17 protein-coding genes and 1 pseudogene are annotated in these 18,349 nt (G+C 65.6%); 14 read left to right on the forward strand and 4 right to left on the reverse strand.

Annotated features, from left to right (window positions below; translation table 11 throughout):
* Positions 1-15: 15 nt before the first annotated feature.
* Both ACVW1C_RS10670 and ACVW1C_RS10675 read right to left on the reverse strand, forming a co-directional pair.
* Positions 16-789, reverse strand: coding sequence for an SDR family NAD(P)-dependent oxidoreductase (locus tag ACVW1C_RS10670; protein ID WP_456758385.1), 774 nt, complete (start codon positions 787-789; stop codon positions 16-18).
* A 229-nt stretch (positions 790-1,018) separates the two neighbouring features.
* Positions 1,019-1,639, reverse strand: a complete 621-nt coding sequence (locus ACVW1C_RS10675; RefSeq protein WP_456758386.1) for a hypothetical protein — start codon at positions 1,637-1,639, stop codon at positions 1,019-1,021.
* 389 nt (positions 1,640-2,028) lie between these two features.
* Between ACVW1C_RS10675 and ACVW1C_RS10680 the strand changes: the two genes are divergently transcribed.
* The gene (locus tag ACVW1C_RS10680) at positions 2,029-2,400 is read left to right on the forward strand and encodes a DUF2946 family protein (protein ID WP_456758387.1); all 372 of its coding nucleotides are present in this window, start codon (positions 2,029-2,031) and stop codon (positions 2,398-2,400) included.
* A 146-nt stretch (positions 2,401-2,546) separates the two neighbouring features.
* A complete protein-coding gene (locus ACVW1C_RS10685; protein WP_456758388.1) occupies positions 2,547-4,820 on the forward strand; it encodes a TonB-dependent receptor in 2,274 nt (757 codons plus the stop codon).
* Positions 4,821-4,884: 64 nt separating this feature from the next.
* Here ACVW1C_RS10685 and ACVW1C_RS10690 read toward each other — a convergent pair whose 3' ends face one another.
* Entirely contained in the window at positions 4,885-5,817 is a 933-nt protein-coding gene (locus ACVW1C_RS10690; protein ID WP_456758389.1) for a LysR family transcriptional regulator, read from the reverse strand.
* On the opposite strand from ACVW1C_RS10690, the gene ACVW1C_RS10695 reads away from it, so the two are divergent.
* From ACVW1C_RS10695 to ACVW1C_RS10705, 3 genes are all read left to right on the forward strand, one after another.
* Positions 5,810-6,271: a hypothetical protein gene (locus ACVW1C_RS10695; protein WP_456758390.1), complete on the forward strand. Its 462-nt coding sequence runs from the start codon at positions 5,810-5,812 to the stop codon at positions 6,269-6,271. The two genes, ACVW1C_RS10690 and ACVW1C_RS10695, sit on opposite strands and share 8 nt — an antisense overlap.
* Before the next feature lie 42 nt (positions 6,272-6,313).
* Positions 6,314-6,787: a hypothetical protein gene (locus ACVW1C_RS10700; protein WP_456758391.1), complete on the forward strand. Its 474-nt coding sequence runs from the start codon at positions 6,314-6,316 to the stop codon at positions 6,785-6,787.
* 132 nt (positions 6,788-6,919) lie between these two features.
* Positions 6,920-7,069 carry a hypothetical protein gene (locus ACVW1C_RS10705; protein ID WP_456758392.1) on the forward strand — a complete coding sequence of 50 codons (150 nt, stop codon included), beginning with the start codon at positions 6,920-6,922 and terminating at the stop codon, positions 7,067-7,069.
* Positions 7,070-7,106: 37 nt separating this feature from the next.
* Here ACVW1C_RS10705 and ACVW1C_RS10710 read toward each other — a convergent pair.
* Positions 7,107-7,304 (reverse strand): annotated as a pseudogene (locus ACVW1C_RS10710) (LysR family transcriptional regulator); the annotation flags it as partial.
* Between the two features lie 147 nt (positions 7,305-7,451).
* Between ACVW1C_RS10710 and ACVW1C_RS10715 the strand changes: the two are divergent.
* The 9 genes from ACVW1C_RS10715 to ACVW1C_RS10755 all read left to right on the forward strand — a co-directional run bounded on the left by ACVW1C_RS10715 (position 7,452) and on the right by ACVW1C_RS10755 (position 18,347).
* A complete protein-coding gene (locus ACVW1C_RS10715) occupies positions 7,452-8,387 on the forward strand; it encodes a helix-turn-helix domain-containing protein (RefSeq protein WP_456758393.1) in 936 nt (311 codons plus the stop codon).
* A 112-nt stretch (positions 8,388-8,499) separates the two neighbouring features.
* On the forward strand, positions 8,500-9,744 hold the full coding sequence (locus ACVW1C_RS10720) for an acyl-CoA dehydrogenase family protein (RefSeq protein ID WP_456758394.1): 1,245 nt from the start codon (positions 8,500-8,502) through the stop codon (positions 9,742-9,744).
* Between the two features lie 19 nt (positions 9,745-9,763).
* Positions 9,764-10,483: an SDR family NAD(P)-dependent oxidoreductase gene (locus ACVW1C_RS10725; protein ID WP_456758395.1), complete on the forward strand. Its 720-nt coding sequence runs from the start codon at positions 9,764-9,766 to the stop codon at positions 10,481-10,483.
* A gap of 458 nt (positions 10,484-10,941) precedes the next feature.
* Positions 10,942-12,192: an ABC transporter substrate-binding protein gene (locus tag ACVW1C_RS10730; protein ID WP_456758396.1), complete on the forward strand. Its 1,251-nt coding sequence runs from the start codon at positions 10,942-10,944 to the stop codon at positions 12,190-12,192.
* 138 nt (positions 12,193-12,330) lie between these two features.
* A complete protein-coding gene (locus tag ACVW1C_RS10735; RefSeq protein WP_173641102.1) occupies positions 12,331-13,149 on the forward strand; it encodes a helix-turn-helix transcriptional regulator in 819 nt (272 codons plus the stop codon).
* 122 nt (positions 13,150-13,271) lie between these two features.
* Complete coding sequence (locus ACVW1C_RS10740) at positions 13,272-14,282, forward strand: branched-chain amino acid ABC transporter permease (protein ID WP_456758397.1); 1,011 nt, start codon at positions 13,272-13,274, stop codon at positions 14,280-14,282.
* Between the two features lies 1 nt (position 14,283).
* Positions 14,284-15,369 (forward strand): branched-chain amino acid ABC transporter permease, encoded by a 1,086-nt coding sequence (locus ACVW1C_RS10745; protein WP_456758398.1) that lies wholly within the window; start codon positions 14,284-14,286, stop codon positions 15,367-15,369.
* Positions 15,362-16,144 carry an ABC transporter ATP-binding protein gene (locus tag ACVW1C_RS10750; RefSeq protein ID WP_021075866.1) on the forward strand — a complete coding sequence of 261 codons (783 nt, stop codon included), beginning with the start codon at positions 15,362-15,364 and terminating at the stop codon, positions 16,142-16,144. Before ACVW1C_RS10745 ends, ACVW1C_RS10750 begins: the two co-directional genes overlap by 8 nt.
* On the forward strand, positions 16,137-18,347 hold the full coding sequence (locus ACVW1C_RS10755; RefSeq protein ID WP_456758399.1) for a Tm-1-like ATP-binding domain-containing protein: 2,211 nt from the start codon (positions 16,137-16,139) through the stop codon (positions 18,345-18,347). The genes ACVW1C_RS10750 and ACVW1C_RS10755 overlap by 8 nt, the downstream gene beginning before the upstream one ends.
* Positions 18,348-18,349: the final 2 nt, after the last annotated feature.

Raw genomic sequence — 18,349 nt, forward strand, 5'->3', positions numbered from 1 at the left:
TTCTGAGAAGCGACGCTACGCCACCGTCCCGCCGTCGACCGGCATTGCGATGCCGGTGACGAACGAGGCCTTGTCCGACAGCAGGAACGCCGCGACCTCGGCGATCTCCTCCGGGCGCGCGGCGCGGCCCATCGGGTTGCGGGTCACCGCGGCCTTGATCAATTCCTCGGGGTCGGCTTCGTTGTGGCCCGGCTGGTCGGGCCGGTTGACGAACACCCGCAGCATCGGCGTGTCGATCGCGCCGGGACAGATCGCATTGACGCGCACGCCGTCCTTGGCGTGGCGCTTGGCGAGCGCCCGCGCCAGCCCGATCACGCCGGCCTTGGCCGCCGAATAGGTCGGACTCCACGGCGAACCGACCAGGCCCGAGGTCGATGCGGTGAACAGGATGCTGCCCTTGCGCCGCGCCGTCATCTGCCCAAGCGCGGCGTTGGTGGTGATCAGCTGCGAGCGCAGATTGAGATCGACGCTGAGGTCCCAGCCTTCCAGATCGTCGATGACAGACGGCCCGGGAATGCCGAGATGATTCCAGACGCAATCGAGCGCGCCGAACTCCTTCACGGTTGCAGCGACGATGTCGCGCGCAAAGCCGTCGTCGCGCAGGTCGCCGGTCAGCGCGAGCGCGCGGCCGCCGCCCGTTTTGATCTCGTCGACTACCGCCTTCGCGCCAGCCTCGTTCTGGTCGACCACCGCGACCGCGGCGCCCTCGCGCGCGAGAATGAGCGCGCCGGCGCGGCCGGCGCCCGACGCCGCGGCGGTGACGAGTGCGATCTTGCCTTGCATGTCCATGATTCGATCCTGATTGTGCTCGCGAGCTCGAGCCTTCTTGGTTCTGATTGAAGTTTTGGTTGGATCAGGACCGCAACGCCAAAGTCTTGCGCTGAAGCGCTACTTCATGTCCTCGATCTGTTCGGACGCGCTAAAGCATGATCCGGAAAAGTGCGAAGCGGTTTTCCGAAAAGACCATGCTCAAACAAGGAGCTAAAGCGCGATGACGATTCGACCTCGTCTCATCGCGCTAGCGGCCGCCGAACAGAACCGGTGACTGGCCAGGCAGCAGCTGCGAATGGATGTCGCTGTCCATGCGCTCCGCCCCGAGCTGGGTGAAACCGGCCCCGAACGACAGGGTGACATTCGAGGTCGGGCGGAACTCCAGTCCAGCACGCGCCGTATACCCGGCGTTGACGCCGGGATTGCCGCTGAACGGCGCCAGCGGCCCGCCGGCGCCGGGGGGATTGTATTTCAACGAGTCGAAGCCGGCGAAGAACGTCACCGGCGTATCACCGACGCCCTTGAAATTGTAGCCGACCTGCGCGCCCTGATATTCGAGCGAACCGAATGCCGCCGATTGACCGAGCGTGTTCCAACCGGCGCGACCGCCTTCGCCGCCGACAAACCAGCCATCCGGACGGCCGTTCAGATACGAGAAGTCGCCGCCTTGCGGGGCGGTGGCGTCAAAGCCCGGAAAGTTGCCGTAAGTGTCCGCCTTCTGGCCGTCGGCCAGGCTGCCGCCGAAGCCGAACAGCGAGCCCGGCGTCCAGTAGCGCACCGGGCCGGCCTGGGCGTTGGCCTGCTGGGCGCCGAGACAGAGCACCGCGGCGATGATTGCGAGACCGGATTTGCTTGCGAAAGTCGACATCAGGTTACCGTCACGTGCGGCCAAACTATACCCGTCGGACGTCGACAATGCCAGCGCGGCGCCCGATCGGGACGTAGCTCGCCAAGCTCCCGCGAGCCGCTGACGACCCTCGGCGGGAGGAAGCGGCCAGGCCTGGTCGCGGGAAGCATCGACGTCGCATCGACGAACGGCCGGGACCAGGGACGCGATCGTGGAGCAGTTGTGTGCCAACGTCGCGGTGTTGCACGATCACCCGGACGGCCGGAAATTGATCGCATCCATAAGCAATGCGGATTGACAGGCCGGCTCGTTTTCGAAACGGTGCGACACCGCTTCGAAACTGTGCGACACCGCGTCGCAGGCGCCGTCCATCGGTCGTCTGACCCTCTCGACGCGGAAATGGTGTCGTCATGAAGTGGTTTCGTTCGAACATCAGGCACGGGACTCGGCTGGCGCTGTTGGCGCTGGCGATCCAGTTCGTGCTGTCGTTCGGCCATTTTCATGCCATCGCGTCGACACATGCGACAACGTCGCTCGCGGCGCATGTCGAGAACGTCTCGCGCGACGGGCCTCGTTCAAATCCCGATTCCGATCAGGCCGCCGACCTTTGCGCCATCTGCGCCGTCGTGGCGATGGTCAACTCGGCAATGCCGGTGCCGGCGCTGCCTCCACTGCAACTGCCGGATGCCGCAGCTCTGCTCGCCTGGCAGATCGACAATTATGCGGCGCCGCTCGACATCGGCCGGCTGCACTATCAGCCGCGCGCGCCTCCGATCTCCTGAACTCCCTGCACGACTGAACTTCGAACGCAGCCACCATTCGGCTGCCGTTTAATCAATGGGGAATTTCGCCGTCGCGCATCGACGGCGGGCTCGACCGCGTCCTCGGGGAGGATCCGGATCGCAGCCTTGTGAGATCTGGAATCAACATGTCAGGAACTATCAGACGACACGCAGCCGCCGGCGCTGCATCGCTCCTTGTCTACGGGATGAACGGCGCCGCATTCGCGCAGACGGCCGCGCCGACCACCAAACTTCCCAACATCACGGTGACGGCGCCACAGCGCCACACCGCGCCAGCCGGGTCGAACAAGCCGAAGACGCGCGTTGCGACTGGCGGCGGTCGCCGCGCGCGAAGGACCGGCGCGGTATCGGCTACACCGGAATCTCCAGAACAGACCGAGGCGCAAGCCGTCGCAAGCCAGAACACGCGGCTCGATCAGGCCCGCGCCGCGCTGCTGGCGCCCACCGGCGCCAACAGCTACCAGATGAACCAGCAGCGCCTCGAGTCGCTGCCTCAGGGCACCAACACCACCCTGGACAAGGCCCTGCTGCAGGCGCCCGGGGTTTCGCAGGACTCGGCCGCAAGCGGTGAACTGCATGTGCGCAACGAGCACGCTAACCTGCAATACCGCATCAACGGGATCATGCTGCCGGACGGCGTCGGCGCTTTCGGCCAGATTATCGACACCGGGATCGTCGGCAGCATGGCGCTGATCACGGGCGCGCTGCCCGCGCAGTATGGCCTGCGCACCGCCGGTGTGCTCGACATCCAGACCAAGACGGATGCCTTCAACAATTCCGGCAGCGTCAGTGTCTATGGCGGCAGCCACGGCACTTTCACGACCAGCGTCGACTATGGCGGCACGATCGGACAAACCCAGTACTACGTCTCCGGCCGCTATTTCGGCAGCGACGTCGGCATCGAGAACCCGACGCCGGCCTATAACGCCATCCACGACCGGACCGACCAGGAAAGGGGCTTTGCCTATGTCTCGACGGCCATCGATCCGACCAGCCGGCTGACCTATATCGGCGGCGTCTCGAACGGCGGCTATCAGATCCCCAACAATCCCGGCCAGGCTCCCGCCTTCACCGCCTACGGCGTCTCGAATTTCGATTCCGCGCTGCTGAACGAACGGCAACACGAATTCAACCAGTTCAACGTCGTGGCCTATCAGAAGTCGGGCGACGGGTTCGACTACCAGGTCGCCTATTTCAATCGCTACAGCCAGCTGCACTTCATGCCCGATCCGGTCGGCGATCTCGTGTTCAACGGGGTCGCGTCGGACGTGTATCGCCAGAGCTTCATCAACGGCATCCAGGAGGATACGTCCTACAGGCTGGGCTTCGCGCATACGCTGAAGTTTGGCGTCGCGGTCAGCGCCGAGCGCTCGCTGGTCAACAACGGCTCGACTGTGCTGCCGCTCGACGATTCCGGCAACCCGATCGATGCGCCGCTTTCGGTGTTCGATTCCAGCGCCAAGACCGGATATCTGTTCTCCACCTACATCGCCGACGAATGGAAGATCACGAACCAGCTGACACTCAATGCCGGCCTGCGCTTCGACCAGATGTGGCAATATGTCGATGCCAACCAGCTGAGCCCGCGGATCAGCCTGACATGGAAGCCCTATGACGGCACGACCTTCCATGCCGGCTATGCGCGCAATTTCACGCCGCCCGAACAGGTGCTGGCGGCACCGACCAATCTTGCGCTGGTGCAGAACACGACGGCGCAGCCGGCGACCACGGCCAATGACCCCGTGCTGCCCGAGCGCTCGCACGTGTTCGACATCGGCGTCACGCAGAAAGTATATGCGATTCCCGGCCTAGAGGTCGGCATGGACGCCTATTACAAGATCGCGACCGATTTGCTCGACGACGGCCAGTTCGGCCAGGCCTACGTCCTGACCGCCTTCAACTATGCGAAGGGCACCAACGAGGGCGTCGAGCTGACGGCGCGATACGACCACGACAATCTGCATCTCTACGGCAACGTCGCGATCGCAAGGCAGGTTGCGACCAACGTCGTCTCGAACCAGTATCTGTTCGATCCGGACGAACTGGCCTACATCGCCAACAATTACGTCAACACCGACCATGCCCAGACGCTCACCGCATCGGTCGGCGGCTGGTACCAATGGCGCGACACCAAATTCAGCGCGTCGGTGATCTACGGCTCAGGCTTGCGCGACGGCTTTGCCAATACGGGCACGGTGCCGCCCTACGCGCAGGTCAACGTCGGCGTCTCGCACGACTTCAACATTGTCGCGCCGAACAAGCCGACCACGCTGCGCTTCGACGTCGTCAATTTGTTCGACACCGTCTACCAGATCCGCGACGGCTCAGGCATCGGCGTGTTCGCGCCGCAATACGGCCCGCGCCGCGGCTTCTACGCCGGCATCACGCAGAAGTTCTGACGAGGCCAGGGTTCGCGACACCCAGAAGCGGGCGCGGCGTGCGGCGCGCGCCCGCCGTGCCGGCTCACAGTTCGGCGACCAGTTTGACCAGTTGGTCCCGCAACCAGACATGGGCGGGATCGTGATGGTAGGACGCATGCCACAGCAATGACACCGTGACGTCCTTCACCTTCACCGGCGGCGGACTGAGGCTGAGCCCGAGATCGGCGGCGAAGCGGCGCGCCAGCCGCGCGCCCATGGTGACGATCACGGGCGCTTGCGCCACCAGATACGGCACGGTCAGGAAACGCGGCGTGGTCAGCGCAACGGACCGCTGCAGGCCGAGCTCTTCGAGCGCTTCATCGACGAAGCCGCGCACGCTGCGCCCCGGCCGCAGGCTGGTCAGCACGTGCGGAATCCGGATGTAGTCCTCAAGCGAGATTGGCGGCGTGACACCGGTCTTCTCGGCATTGAACATGCAAAGAAAACTCTCGGTGAACAGCACGCGCTGCATGTGATGCAATTGTCCCTGCTGGATCGGCCCATAGGAGAGCGCGAGATCCACTTCGTCGGCGTCGAGGTCGTCGAGCAGCCGGGACGTATCGACGTTATAGAGCCGCAAGTGAATGCCCGGCGCGATCTCGCGCATGCGCGCCAGAAGGCGCGGCACGATCAGGATTTCCATACTGTCCGACAGGCCGAGCCTGAACGTTCGCACCGCCGTAGCCGGATCGAAGGACTGGTCGCGCCGGAGCACCGCCTCGACCTGTGCGAGCGCGGTCCGCACCGGATCGAGCAAGCTCATCGCGCGCGGGGTGAGGCGCATGCCATCGGCCCCTCGCGTGAGCAGCTCGTCATCGAACAGTTCGCGCAGGCGGGCGAGATTGTGACTCATCGCGGATTGGCCGATGCCGACGGAGCTGGCCGCCCGGGTCACGCTCCGTTCGGTGAGCAGCGCATTGAGATGAACGAGCAGATTCAGGTCGATGCGACCCAAATTGACGGTATCGATGGCCATTATCGATCCTATCTGTTTGATCGATGATCATAGCCTGACCAACTCCTCCGGCAAGGGAGCAGACGGGCAATCGCTCGCCGCCCAGGTTCTGACACTCAAGCCAATGGAGGATCCCATGTCGATCCGCAGCACAGTTCTCGCAGCCGCCGTCACCCTGACCGCACTTGGAACCTCGCTTGGAGCCGCGCAGGCTCGCGGGCTCAGGCCGATCGAGGCCCAAAGCATTCATCTGGGCGACGTGTCCGGCGTCGCCTACTACACGGTCGAGCCCGACGGATATCGCGTCGTGACCACCCTCGCGCAAGGCGAGGCCGGAACGCCGGTTCGCTTCGTCTCGGTGCTGGCGCCCGGTCAGCGTGCCCTGCTCTCGACGCCGAACCATGCAGGCGCACTGGAGATCAGCCGGAGCGGCGACAGCGTGACCGTCCGCAAGTCGGGCGCACTCTCCAACTAGTCCCCACAGCGGAGCCTTCCATCACAGGTGCAGGAGCGACAGATGTCCACGATCCACCTTCATCGAACGACCAGCTTGACGCCCGAGCAGTACGTCACCGGTCTCACCGACTTCGGGCCGAGCCGCTCCAAACTGTTCGGCAACAGCGCCGACGCCTATCTCAAGGTGCATCATCGCGGCCCCTCGGATGCTGACGTGACCGAAGGCTCGAACGGCATCTGGGAGCGTTTGCACTACGACTGGTCCGATCCCGACCATGTCGTCCTGACAACGACCGACTCCAATGTGTGGGGCGGCAGGTCGGGCCACACCTACACCTTCACGCGGCGGTCCGATGGCACGACCGACATTGACGTCGTCGTGGTGCGCGAAGGCAGGAATCTCAGGGGATGGGTCCTCGGTCTCATGCTTGGGTCCATCGGCAGAGGCGTCCTGGAGAAAGCATTCGAAAAATCCGTCAAAGCCATCGAGCAGCGGCAGGCCCATGCGCTTCCTCGGGGCCGGATTGCCGCCTAGACGCGGAGCATTGAAAGTATTGCTCCGAGATCAATGTTTCTATTGTACCGAGTAATGTACCGGACCATATCTAGGTTCATCGAACGCATTGCACCGGGGCAGCCCGGTGCAAGCCGAATGGAGACAACTGAAATGGAGATGAGTTTTCTCGATACGTTCCTGGCATTCCTCGGAATGACCTTCGGACTGGTCTCGGTGATGCCCGGCCTGTTTTTCCAGCCCAAGGCCGAGGTGAAGCGCGCGAGGACGGCCTCGATCCGCGCCACCAACAGCAGGCGATGACGAGCCGCGGCTTCCAGGCCGGCGTCACGCCGAAGTTCTAGCCCGCGACACGGAGCTGCTCTTTCAGCAGCGCTGCCAGCCAATCGGCAAACAACTGCAGCCGCCGCGACAGATGCTGGCGATGCGGATAGAGCAGGGTCATCGGCGCCGCGCGGTGCTGCGGCATCAGCTCGCCGACATCGAGATGCCGCTTCACGTCGTAGGCGGGAATCTGGAACAGCCCGAGGCCGGCTACACCATGAAGTGAGGTCCCCGTTCCCTGCGCGCACGCGCCTTTCCTTGCATGGAAAACAGACCGCCGGCGGAATTTGACCGCCGGTTTGGCCGGCGATATCTTCCGCCCCGCTGGACCCTTCGCAGTGACGGTCTATTCGAGGCGCGCATGGAATGGTCGACCAGACCGGCCCGTCCGGATCAGCCCTTCGGTAGTTGGGCGGACGACCTCGCAGCTGCCTTCGTGCGACTGGAGCCGCGCCGGATTGCCGAGGAATCGTTCGCTGGCGCGATCTGCAAGGTCGACGCCGCGCCGCTTCAGATATCACGGGTCACGGCCAGCGGACACATCGTGCACCGGCTCGCCTCGCACATCGCTGCGAGCACCGACGACCTCTGCTTCGTCAACCTCCAGCTCGAAGGGCTGGGACGCACCTCGCAGCGCGGCCACGAGCAGATCAGCGCCCCCGGCGACCTCGCGATTGCCGATACGACCCAGCCGTTCGAGATCGCCCACCGGCATCACTTCAAGCTGTTCTGCTTTGCCGTGCCGCGGCACCTGTTGCCGGACACGCTGTTCGATCGCCCGCGGCTCGGTCTGTCTGCGACAGAAACCGGCCGCGCGCTGTCGCGGACGCTGGCGAGTTACGCCGAGCTCTGCCTGAGCGGCGCTCGCCTCGCAACGACCTCGGCGATGGTCGGCACGCATATCGCCGAACTGATCGCGCACGCACCCGACATCCTCGCCGACTTGTCCGCGGAGCGCGTGCATACGCCGGTGCTGCTGTCTGTCATGCTTGACCATATCGCGCGTCACAGCGACGACCCCGAGCTTGGGGCGCCGGCGCTGGCTACGAAATTCCGCTGCTCCGAGCGCTACGTGCACCGCCTGTTTGCAAGCACCGGCCATTCCGTGGGCGAACACGTCAACGAACAGCGGATCGCGGCGTGCACGCGCGCCCTGCTCGATCGCACTTCAGCGCACAAGACCATCGCCGAAATCGCCTTTGCCGCGGGCTTCCGCGACATCTCGCATTTCAACCGCCTGTTCAAGCGCCACAATGGCCTCGCCCCGCGCGAGTTCCGCCGCGCCGCCGCGCACTGAGGCGCGACGAGATAGGTTCACTCCGCGCCAAGAAATCGGGCACTGCCGTCCAAGATTTCCTGACCACACCGCGCTAGCCATAGTCCGAACCGCCGACACGGAGGGCATTGGCATGGCGATCGATTTCACGCTCACGGCACAGCAGCGCGAGCTGCAGCTCGCCTCCCGCAAGTTTGCCAGGGAGGTGCTGGCCGATGCCAGGGCCGCCGAAAAGCTGGCGACGCCCGAGCAGCGCTTTCTCGCGACCAAGCCGACCTACGAGGCGATGGTGGCGGCCGGCTATCTGCGCAAATGCATTCCGGTGCCGGCGGGCGGCGACAATGCCGGCATGATCGACATGGCGATCCTCGCCGAGGAATTCTACAGCGTGAACCCCAGCGTGACCCTCACGATGCTCGGCAGCGTGCTCGGCCTGCTGCCGCTGCTGCTCGGCGGCACGCCCGAGCAATGCCAGCGATTGCTTGCGCCGTTCCTGAAGACCAGCGGCGCGCCGCTCGCCGCCTTCTGCTCCAGCGAGCCGGGCGGCAGCGCCAACGCCGCCTCGCCGCCGCCCGGCGAGGGCGTCCGCACCACCGCGCGGCGCGACGGCGACAACTGGCTGATCAACGGCCGCAAGAAATGGGTGTCCTCGGCCACCGGCTGGAATCGCGAGGGCGCCGATCTTCTGACCGTCGTGTGCCGCACCGATCCGGCAGCGGCACCCGATGCGGCGATCTCGATCATTGCCGTGCAAGGACCGGTGACCGGCCTTGTATTCGAACGCGCGATCGACAGCATCGGTCATCGCGCGCACCTCGTCCCGCAGTTTGGCTTTCAGAATGTCGCGGCGCCCCACCACAATCTGCTCGGAAAGCAAGGTGCCGGCCTGGCGCTGACCGCGGCGGCGTTCACCGGCACCGCGGCACTGGTCGGAATCTTCGGCGTCGCGCTGATGCGCTCGGCCTTCGCGTTCGCACTGGATTTTGCACGCAGCGAAAAGCGCGGCGGCGTTCACCCCATCATCGAGCATCAAGCGGTCGGATACGCGCTCGCCGATGCCAAGACCACGATCGAAGCGGCGCGCACTCTCAGCTGGCGCGCCTGCCATGCCCTCGACACGCAATCGCCGGCAGCCGAGGAGCTGGCGGTGCAGGCCAAGATCTTCGGCTCCGAGGCCGCCGTGCGCGTCATCACCGATCTGATGCGGGTGGTCGGGATCGACAGCTACGATCATGAGGCGCCATTCGGTGGCCTGCTGCAGGACGCGCTCGCGCTGCCGATCTTCGACGGCGGCAATCTCGGCATCCGACGGCGGCAACTGCACACGATGTTCAAGAGCCGCGACTACAGCCCGCTGGCTGCAAGCGGCGCGGCGTAGCGCGAAAAGGAGTGCAATCATGAGCACGGAACGGAAAGTGGCAATCGTCACCGGCGCATCGCAGGGGATCGGCGCCGGCATCGTTCAGGCCTTCAGGGATCGCAATTGCCGGGTCGTCGCGACGTCGCGCTCGATCAAGCCGGCGACTGACGCGGATATCGTCACGGTGGCGGGCGACGTCGGTGCAGCCGATACGGCGGAGAACGTATTCAAGGCGGCGCTGGAGCGCTTCGGCCGCGTCGACACGCTGGTCAACAACGCCGGCATCTTCATGGCGAAACCATTCACCGACTATACGCAGGATGACTACGCCAGCTACATCTCGACCAACGTGACGGGCTTTTTCAACATGACCCGGCGCGCGCTGGAACTGATGAGCAAGCAGGGCCACGGTCACGTCGTCACGATCACGACGAGTCTCGTCGACCAGCCGATGAGCAGCGTTCCCGCCGCCCTCGCCTCGCTGACCAAAGGCGCCCTGAACGCCGCAACCCGCGCGCTCGCGATCGAATATGCAAGGAGCGGGATCCGCGTCAACGCAGTGTCGCCCGGAATCATCAAGACCCCGATGCACCCGGCGGAGGCGCATCAAGCTCTGGCAGCGCTTCACCCGGTCGGCAGGATGGGAGAGATCTCCGACATCGCCGACGCGGTGCTCTACCTCGATGGCGCAGGATTTGTGACCGGAGAAGTGCTCCACGTCGACGGCGGACAGGCCGCCGGCCACCACATGACGTAGCAAGGCGATGTGGTCCTACCTCCCGTGCTTTGTTGAACGGGACCCGTGGGTGCGATCGACACCGAGCTTCCCATGCGCCCTCCGAACAGAGGACGAAACGAAAAGCAAAAGCTCGGACAAATCATGTCGCGAGAACGCAAACGCATATCCCGTCATCCTGAGGCGCGAGCGCAGCGAGCCTCGAAGGATGCACGGCCCGGCCGGTGGCCGTCGATCCTTCGAGACGCGCTACGCGCGCGCCTCAGGATGACGGAACTACTACGCCGAACCTCCGCGACATGGCGCCGCGAGTCTCGTTGCGGCGCAACAATCAAAATGAGACTGCCCGTTAAGCACCCCCGCTGCGACGACATCCGCGCCGCGCCTGGCTTCGGCTAGCTTTGCCGGCAACAACCGGACGCCCATCAGCCCTCGTGAGGCCAAGTGGACGCCGGCGACAACACAGAGGGAGGAGAGCGATGTTGAAAGGCAGTTTGGGACTGATTGCGTTGAGCAGCCTGTTGCTTTCGGGCACGGCATTCGCCCAGGAGAAGATCAAGGTCGGCGTCACCGCGACGCTCGAGGGCACCTACACGGTGCTCGGCGAGGATGGCATGCGCGGCCACCAGACAGCGCTCAACGTGCTCGGCAAGAAGATCGGCGACAAGGAGCTCGAATTCGTCGTCGCCTCGACCGACGCGACGCCGGACTCCGCGGTGCGCGCGGTGCGCAAGCTGATCGAGCAGGACAAGGTGCAGATCCTGCTATCGCCGCTGTCCGGCGACGAGGGCATCGCGGTGAAGAATTTTGCCAAGACCCATCCGGAACTGACCTTCGTCAACGCCGCCTCCGGCGCGCAGGAGACGACCTATGTCGATCCGGCGCCGAACTTCTTCCGCTTCAACATGGACGGCGCGCAATGGCAGGTCGGCCTCGGCAAATATGCCTATGAGACCAAGGGCTATCGCAAGATTGCGACCGTCGGCGAGGATTACTCGTTCATCTACACGCAGGTGTTCGGCCTGGTGCTCGAGTTCTGCGGCGCCGGAGGCCAGGTCACCAACCGGCAATGGGTGCCGCTCGGCACCAAGGACTTCGCCTCTGTCATCGCAGCACTTCCCGACGATGTCGATGCGATCTATCTCGGCCTCGGCGGCGCCGACGCCGTCAACTTCCTCAACCAGTATCAGCAGGCCGGCGGCAAGGCGCATCTGATGGGCGGCTCGATCATGATCGACCAGACTATCCTGTCGTCGAAGGGCAGCGCCAAGAACGCGCTGATCGGCACCATCGCTGCGAGCGGCCAGGCCGATACCTGGGAGGATCCGGGCTGGCAGAAGTTCGTGAAGGCCTATCAGGACTCGTTCCCTGAGAGCAAACGCTTCCCTAGCCCGTCGCTGCTGGCCACCAACTATTACGGCTCGACCATGGCGCTGATCCTGGCGCTGCGGCAGGTCAATGGCGATCTCTCCAACAACCAGGCCAAGCTCAAGGACGCGCTGGCCAAGATCGAGATCGACGCGCCGAACGGCAAGATCAGGCTCGACGCCAACCGCCAGGCGATCGGCACCAACTTCGTCACCGAGGTCGTCGACGACGGCAAAGGCGCGCTGTTCAGCAAAGTCGTGAAGGTGATCCCGAACGTCAACCAGACGCTGGGCTACGATCCGGCGGTGTTCGCCAAGATCGGCCTGCCGAGCCGCACGGTCCCGGAGTGCAAGAAGTACTGACGTATTTGTTGCAGGTGCGAGCAAGCCAGCCGTGACCAAACCGCGCGGTTGCATGAGCAGCCCTGCTCGCCCTTGCTTTCCGCGGGCGGATGATCAACGCTTGTCGAAAAGACAAGAACATCCCGCGGGAGGGGAGGCATGAGCAGGGCGCTTGCCGTCTTCCACGGCCGGTTCGGTCGCGCGACGGTCTATCAGTTGAACCGTCCCTTCAACGTGCATGCGCACCGCGAAGGGCACCTGATCTTTCATGTCGGCGGAACGCCGGCGCAGATCGATGTCTCCGAGCAGCGCCTGCTGCTCAAGGACGATACCGTGGTTGCGGTCAACCCGTGGGAACCGCACAATTTTCTGCCGACCGACATGGACCACGGCGCGATCTTCTTCGTGCTCTATGTCAATTCAGAATGGTTCGCGCCGCAGCCGGCGAGCGCGCAGGGCCTGCGGTTCGGCCGCACCTTCTTTCCCCGCACCGAGGCGCTCGACCGGCTGATCCGCCGCACCGCAGCACTGGTGTGCGGCGCGCCGTCACTGCGCAGCCTCGATTGCGAGCTCAGGCAGCTGATCGACTCCTGCTACGAGGAGAGCTGGCAGGCCGCGCAGGACGCGCGCGCCGCCGCCGCGGTGACCGATTTCCGGGTCCGCAAATCGATCAAGCTGATGTCGGAAAGCCCCGGCGCCGAAATCGAGCTCGATGCGATCGCGCGCGAAGCGGGCCTGTCGCGGCCGCACTTCTACCGGCTGTTCCGCACCCAGACCGGCGTCACCCCTCACCTCTACATGAACACGCTGATCATGGAGCAGGCGCTGGATGCGCTGGTGGCGACCGAGGCGCCGATCGCCGATATCGGCTTCGATCTCGGCTTCTCCTCGCAGAGCGGCTTCACCCGCTTCTTCGCCGCGAATGTCGGCATGGCCCCGACCGACTATCGCCGCGCCGCCAAGGTGTTGCGGCCGTAACGGAGGTTCCATCTGAAACGATAAAAGATACTCTCGATCAAATCCGCCGCTTTCGCCCTCGGTAGGATGCACTGATACGCGGCCCGGCAGACGGCCGCGACGTCAGAGGGAACGCGACGGAGATGGCCAGGTTCATCGAACGCCATCCGGCCTGGGCGCTGATCGTGATCATCGCGGTCGCGGTGCTGCTGTGGCTGGTGTTCGCGATCTGGCCGCCCGGACTGGAGGCCGCGATCGGCCGCAAGCGCGTGTTCCTGAACGCGGTCTTGAACGGCATCACGCTCGGCGGGCTGTATTTCCTGGTGGCCAGCGGCTTCACGCTGATCTTCGGCCTGATGCGCAACGTCAACCTCGCGCACGGCTCGCTCTATCTGTTCGGCGGCTATATCGGCTATGCGATCAGCACCTGGACGGGATCGTGGATCCTCAGCTTCGTCGTGGCCTTCATCGCGGTGGCGCTGGTCGGCGTGATCCTGCAGCTCGCCGTGTTCCGCCGCATGGAGGGCCAGGACCTGCGCCAGACCATGGTCACGATCGGGCTCTCGATCGTGTTCGCTGATCTGATGCTCTGGGTGTTCGGCGGCGACTTCTACCAGGTCCAGACCCCGAGCTGGCTGATCGGCCCGGTGCAGCTGCCGCTGCTGACCGCGATCAAATCATCCGGCGAGCCGGTCTATCTGCAATATCCGCTGGTGCGGCTCGTGATCTTCTTAGCCTCCGTCGTGATCGGCATCGCGATGTGGCTGGCGCTCAACCGCACCCGGATCGGCATGATCGTGCGCGCCGGTGTCGACGACCGCGACATCCTGGCCGCGACCGGGGTGCGGATCCAGCTGGTGTTCGTGCTGGTGTTCGCACTCGGCGCGGGCCTTGCCGGCATCGCCGGCGTCGTCGGCGGCACCTTCCAGTCGCTCTCGCCGGGCGAGGACACGCGCTTCCTGCTCGCCTCGCTGGTGGTCGTGATCGTCGGCGGCATGGGCTCGATCCCGGGGGCTGCGCTCGGCGCCGTCATCATCGGCCTCGCCGAGCAACTCGGCTCGGTCTACATCCCGACCTACGCCATCGTCGTCACCTTCCTGATCATGGTCGTGGTGCTGGCGCTGCGGCCGCAGGGCCTGCTCGCGAGGCGATGAGATGTCGTTGCTGCAGAGCACCCAGTTCCGCCCCGACCCATCCGCCAACGCGACCCGCCGCGCCCTGATCCGCACCTGGCCGGAATTCCAGAATCCGGCGGCCTGGCTGGTCGCGCTGATCCTCGTGATCATGCCGCTGATCGCCAACGGCTTCTTCCTGATCGAGATCTTCGCCACCACGCTGATCCTCGGCATCATCGCGCTGAGCCTGATGTTCCTCGCCGGCTATGGCGGCATGGTCAGCCTGATGCAGCTCACCATCGCGGGCTTCGCTGGCTACATGGTCGCGGTGTTCGGCATGAGCGGCAACGCCAATATCAGCCTCGGCTGGCCGTGGTGGCTCGCGACCCCGATGGCGCTGGCGCTGGCGACGCTGTTCGGCACACTCGGCGGCGCGCTCGCGGTGCGCACCGAGGGCATCTACACCATCATGATCACGCTGGCGATCGGTGCGGCCTTCTACTATTTCACCAACCAGAACTGGGCGATCTTCAACGGCCACACCGGCATCAACACCGTCGCGACGCCGCATTTCTGGGGCGTCGACTGGCGCGCCGATATCGCCTTCTACTATGTGACGCTCGGCGTCGCCGCGATCTGCTACTTCGCCGTCCAGTATGTCTCGCGCGCGCCGTTCGGCCTCGCGCTGCAAGGCGTCCGCGACAACCCCCGCCGCATGGCCGCACTCGGCTTCAATCCGAACGCGCATCGCATCGCGGCCTATGCCCTCGCCGCCTTCATCGCGGCACTCGGCGGCGTGCTGCAAGTCTGGAACTACCGGCAGATCTCGCCCGGCTCGGTCAGCGTCGGCGCCTGCATCGACGTCCTGATCATCGCTGTGGTCGGCGGCATCACCCGGCCGATCGGCCCGTTCATCGGCGCGCTGATCTTCGTCCTGCTGCGCACCTTCGCGCTCGACGTGCTGATCAAGTTCGGGCTCGACGGCAACCGCTTCCGGCTGCTGATCGGACTCGGCTTCCTTGCCATCGTGTTCTGGTCGTCGGATGGCGTGATCGGCCTCTGGGAGCGCTGGCGGCGCCGCAGCGCAGCCTCGACGCAACGTTCAGGCGGAGGCCGCCATGGATAGCGTCGCGCAGCGACTGTCCGTGGTCGGCGCCGGGGCAGCCCTGGAGCTGCGCGGCGTGACCCGGCTGTTCGGCGCGCTGGCGGCGCTGACCGACGTCACCATCACCGTGCGTCCGGGCGAGCGGCGCGCGGTCCTCGGCTCCAACGGCGCCGGCAAGACCACGCTGTTCAACTGCATCACCGGCGACTTCCCGCCCTCCTCCGGCACGATCCGCTTCTTCGGCGAGGACATCACCCAGTTCCCGCCCTATGAGCGAATCCGCAGGGGCTTGCGCCGCACCTACCAGATCTCGGCGCTGTTCCCCGGCCTCACCGTGCAGGACAACGTCTATCTCGCCTGCCGCGGCGTCTCCCGCGGCCGGTTCTCGTTGCTGCGCCCCGGGCAGAACGATGCGCTGATGCACGCGACCGAAACGCTGGTGCAGGCCGTGCACCTTGCCGGCGTCAAGGATCAGCGCGTCGCCGAGCTGGCACACGGCCAGCAGCGGCAGCTCGAGATCGCATTGGCACTGGCCGGCGCGCCGCGCTTCATCCTGTTCGACGAGCCGGCGGCGGGACTGTCGCCGACCGAGCGGCGCGAGCTGATCGAGATCCTGACCTCGCTGCCTGCGCATATCGGCTACATCATCATCGAGCACGACATGGACGTCGCGCTGCGCGTCGTCGAGAGCGTCACGATGATGCACAACGGCCGCATCTTCAAGGAAGGCCTGCCGCGCGAAATCGAGTCCGATCCCGAGGTGCAGGAGCTTTATCTCGGAGGCGGCCATGAATGACCGCCGCCCAGTTCCCGCACTCGAGGTGAAAGGCCTCGACGTCTACTACGGGCATTCGCATGCACTGCAGGGCGTCGACCTCACGCTCGATTCCGGCGTGTTCTCGGTGGTCGGCCGCAACGGCATGGGCAAGACCACGCTGTGCAAGGCGATCATGGGACTGGTGCGCGCCAGCAGCGGCTCGATCCGGATTCGGGGCGAAGAGGCCACGCGGCTGAACCCGGCGCGGATCGCCCGACTCGGCGTCGGCTATGTGCCGCAGGGCCGGCGGCTGTGGCGTTCGCTGACGGTCGACGAACACCTGGCGCTCGCCGGCGGCCTGCGCCGCGGCGCCTGGACCGTCGAGCGCATCTACGACACCTTCCCGCGCCTTGCCGAACGCAAGAACAACGGCGGCAACCAGCTCTCCGGCGGCGAACAGCAGATGCTTGCGATCTCGCGCGCATTGCTCACCAACCCGCAGCTCCTGATCATGGACGAGCCGACCGAGGGCCTTGCGCCTGTGATCGTCGCGCAAGTCGAGGAGATGCTGCTGCGCCTCGGCGACGAAGGCGACATGTCCGTGCTGGTCATCGAGCAGAACATCGGCGTGGCGACCGCGGTGTCGCGCAACGTCGCCATCATGGTCAATGGCCGGATCAATCGCATCATCGCCTCCGCCCGCCTCGCGACCGACCGCGAGCTGCAGCAGCGGCTGCTCGGCGTCGGCACCCACGGCGCTGACGAGATCGATGCCGAGACGGCGCCGAAAAAAGCTGAGGCGGCCGGCGCGCCGCAGCTGGAACGCAAGGGTCCGGTTCGCATCTACGTCTCCAATCCCGTGCTGCCGACGCGCTGGTCGCAACCGGTGCCGATCGCCCGTATCGAGGCCGCTGCACGGACGCAGTCCATCGCCGTCACGCGTCTCGAGGAGACGACCCGCACGCGGCGCGAACCGGCGACGTCGAGGACATCGGGGCCGCCCGTCGTGCTGGTCGTCGGCACGCTCGACACCAAGGGCGCTGAGCTGCGCTTCATCCGCGATATCGTCGCGGGCAGCGGCCTGCGCACCCGGCTGGTCGACGTCTCGACCAGCGGCAAGGCGGCGAGCTGCGACGTCACCGCGCAGGAGATTGCCCTCAACCACGGCCGTGGCGGCTCCAGCGTATTCGGCACCGATCGCGGCGCCTCGGTGACCGCGATGGCGGAGGCATTCGAGCGATGGCTGCGCCGCCAGGGCAATGTCGCCGGCATTATCTCCGCGGGCGGCTCGGGCGGCGCGTCGCTGGTCGCCCCAGGGATGCGGGCGCTTCCGGTCGGCGTGCCCAAGCTGATTATCTCCTCGGTCGCGTCCGGCGACGTTGGTCCCTATGTGGGGCCCGCCGACATCACCATGATGTATTCGGTGACCGACGTGCAGGGCCTCAATTCGATCTCGCGCAGCGTGCTCGGCAACGGCGCCCACGCCATGGTCGGCATGGTCAAGGCGCGGCTCGACGAACAGGCCGCCAAGCCGCGTGATACGGGCGCTCATCTTCCGGCCATCGGCATCACCATGTTCGGCGTCACCACGCCGGCGGTGCAGAAGATCGCGGCTGACCTGCGCGACGATTTCGAGTGCCTCGTCTTCCACGCCACCGGCGTCGGCGGCCGCTCGATGGAGAAGCTGGTCGAATCCGGCCAGCTCGCCGGTGTCATCGATCTTACCACGACCGAGGTCTGCGACCTCCTGATCGGCGGCGTGTTCCCGGCGACCGACGACCGCTTCGGCGCCATCATCCGCAGCCGCGTGCCCTATGTCGGCTCGGTCGGCGCGCTGGATATGGTGAACTTCGGCGCGCCCGACACCATTCCGGAGCGCTACCGGCAGCGCAAATTCCACGTCCACAATCCGCAGGTCACCTTGATGCGGACCACGCCGGAAGAGAACGAGCGCATGGGCCGCTGGATCGGCGAACGCCTCAACCAGATGGACGGGCCGGTGCGCTTCTTCCTGCCCGAAGGCGGCGTCTCCGCGCTGGATGCGCCCGGCCAGCCGTTCTGGGACCCCGATGCCGACACGGCGCTGTTCCGCGCGCTGGAGCGCACCGTGCGCCAGACCGCCAACCGGCAGATCATCCGCATCAAGCGCAACATCAACGATGCCGAGTTCACCGCCGCCATCGTCAGCGCGTTCCGTCCGCTGCTCGGACGCGCCGGTGGCCGGCGGAGAGTGGCGAGGTGACC

Source organism: Bradyrhizobium sp. USDA 4011 (assembly GCF_054063415.1).

What these genes read in the sequence shown, in the direction of transcription:
- ACVW1C_RS10720 (WP_456758394.1), top strand. Translation starts at nt 8,500, where the DNA reads ATGGCGATCGATTTCACGCTCACGGCACAGCAGCGCGAGCTGCAGCTC.
- ACVW1C_RS10685 (WP_456758388.1), top strand. Translation starts at nt 2,547, where the DNA reads ATGTCAGGAACTATCAGACGACACGCAGCCGCCGGCGCTGCATCGCTC.
- ACVW1C_RS10680 (WP_456758387.1), top strand. Translation starts at nt 2,029, where the DNA reads ATGAAGTGGTTTCGTTCGAACATCAGGCACGGGACTCGGCTGGCGCTG.
- ACVW1C_RS10745 (WP_456758398.1), top strand. Translation starts at nt 14,284, where the DNA reads ATGTCGTTGCTGCAGAGCACCCAGTTCCGCCCCGACCCATCCGCCAAC.
- ACVW1C_RS10675 (WP_456758386.1), bottom strand. Translation starts at nt 1,639, where the DNA reads ATGTCGACTTTCGCAAGCAAATCCGGTCTCGCAATCATCGCCGCGGTG.
- ACVW1C_RS10705 (WP_456758392.1), top strand. Translation starts at nt 6,920, where the DNA reads ATGGAGATGAGTTTTCTCGATACGTTCCTGGCATTCCTCGGAATGACC.
- ACVW1C_RS10740 (WP_456758397.1), top strand. Translation starts at nt 13,272, where the DNA reads ATGGCCAGGTTCATCGAACGCCATCCGGCCTGGGCGCTGATCGTGATC.
- ACVW1C_RS10755 (WP_456758399.1), top strand. Translation starts at nt 16,137, where the DNA reads ATGAATGACCGCCGCCCAGTTCCCGCACTCGAGGTGAAAGGCCTCGAC.
- ACVW1C_RS10735 (WP_173641102.1), top strand. Translation starts at nt 12,331, where the DNA reads ATGAGCAGGGCGCTTGCCGTCTTCCACGGCCGGTTCGGTCGCGCGACG.
- ACVW1C_RS10670 (WP_456758385.1), bottom strand. Translation starts at nt 789, where the DNA reads ATGGACATGCAAGGCAAGATCGCACTCGTCACCGCCGCGGCGTCGGGC.
- ACVW1C_RS10715 (WP_456758393.1), top strand. Translation starts at nt 7,452, where the DNA reads ATGGAATGGTCGACCAGACCGGCCCGTCCGGATCAGCCCTTCGGTAGT.
- ACVW1C_RS10700 (WP_456758391.1), top strand. Translation starts at nt 6,314, where the DNA reads ATGTCCACGATCCACCTTCATCGAACGACCAGCTTGACGCCCGAGCAG.
- ACVW1C_RS10750 (WP_021075866.1), top strand. Translation starts at nt 15,362, where the DNA reads ATGGATAGCGTCGCGCAGCGACTGTCCGTGGTCGGCGCCGGGGCAGCC.
- ACVW1C_RS10695 (WP_456758390.1), top strand. Translation starts at nt 5,810, where the DNA reads ATGGCCATTATCGATCCTATCTGTTTGATCGATGATCATAGCCTGACC.
- ACVW1C_RS10725 (WP_456758395.1), top strand. Translation starts at nt 9,764, where the DNA reads ATGAGCACGGAACGGAAAGTGGCAATCGTCACCGGCGCATCGCAGGGG.
- ACVW1C_RS10690 (WP_456758389.1), bottom strand. Translation starts at nt 5,817, where the DNA reads ATGGCCATCGATACCGTCAATTTGGGTCGCATCGACCTGAATCTGCTC.
- ACVW1C_RS10730 (WP_456758396.1), top strand. Translation starts at nt 10,942, where the DNA reads ATGTTGAAAGGCAGTTTGGGACTGATTGCGTTGAGCAGCCTGTTGCTT.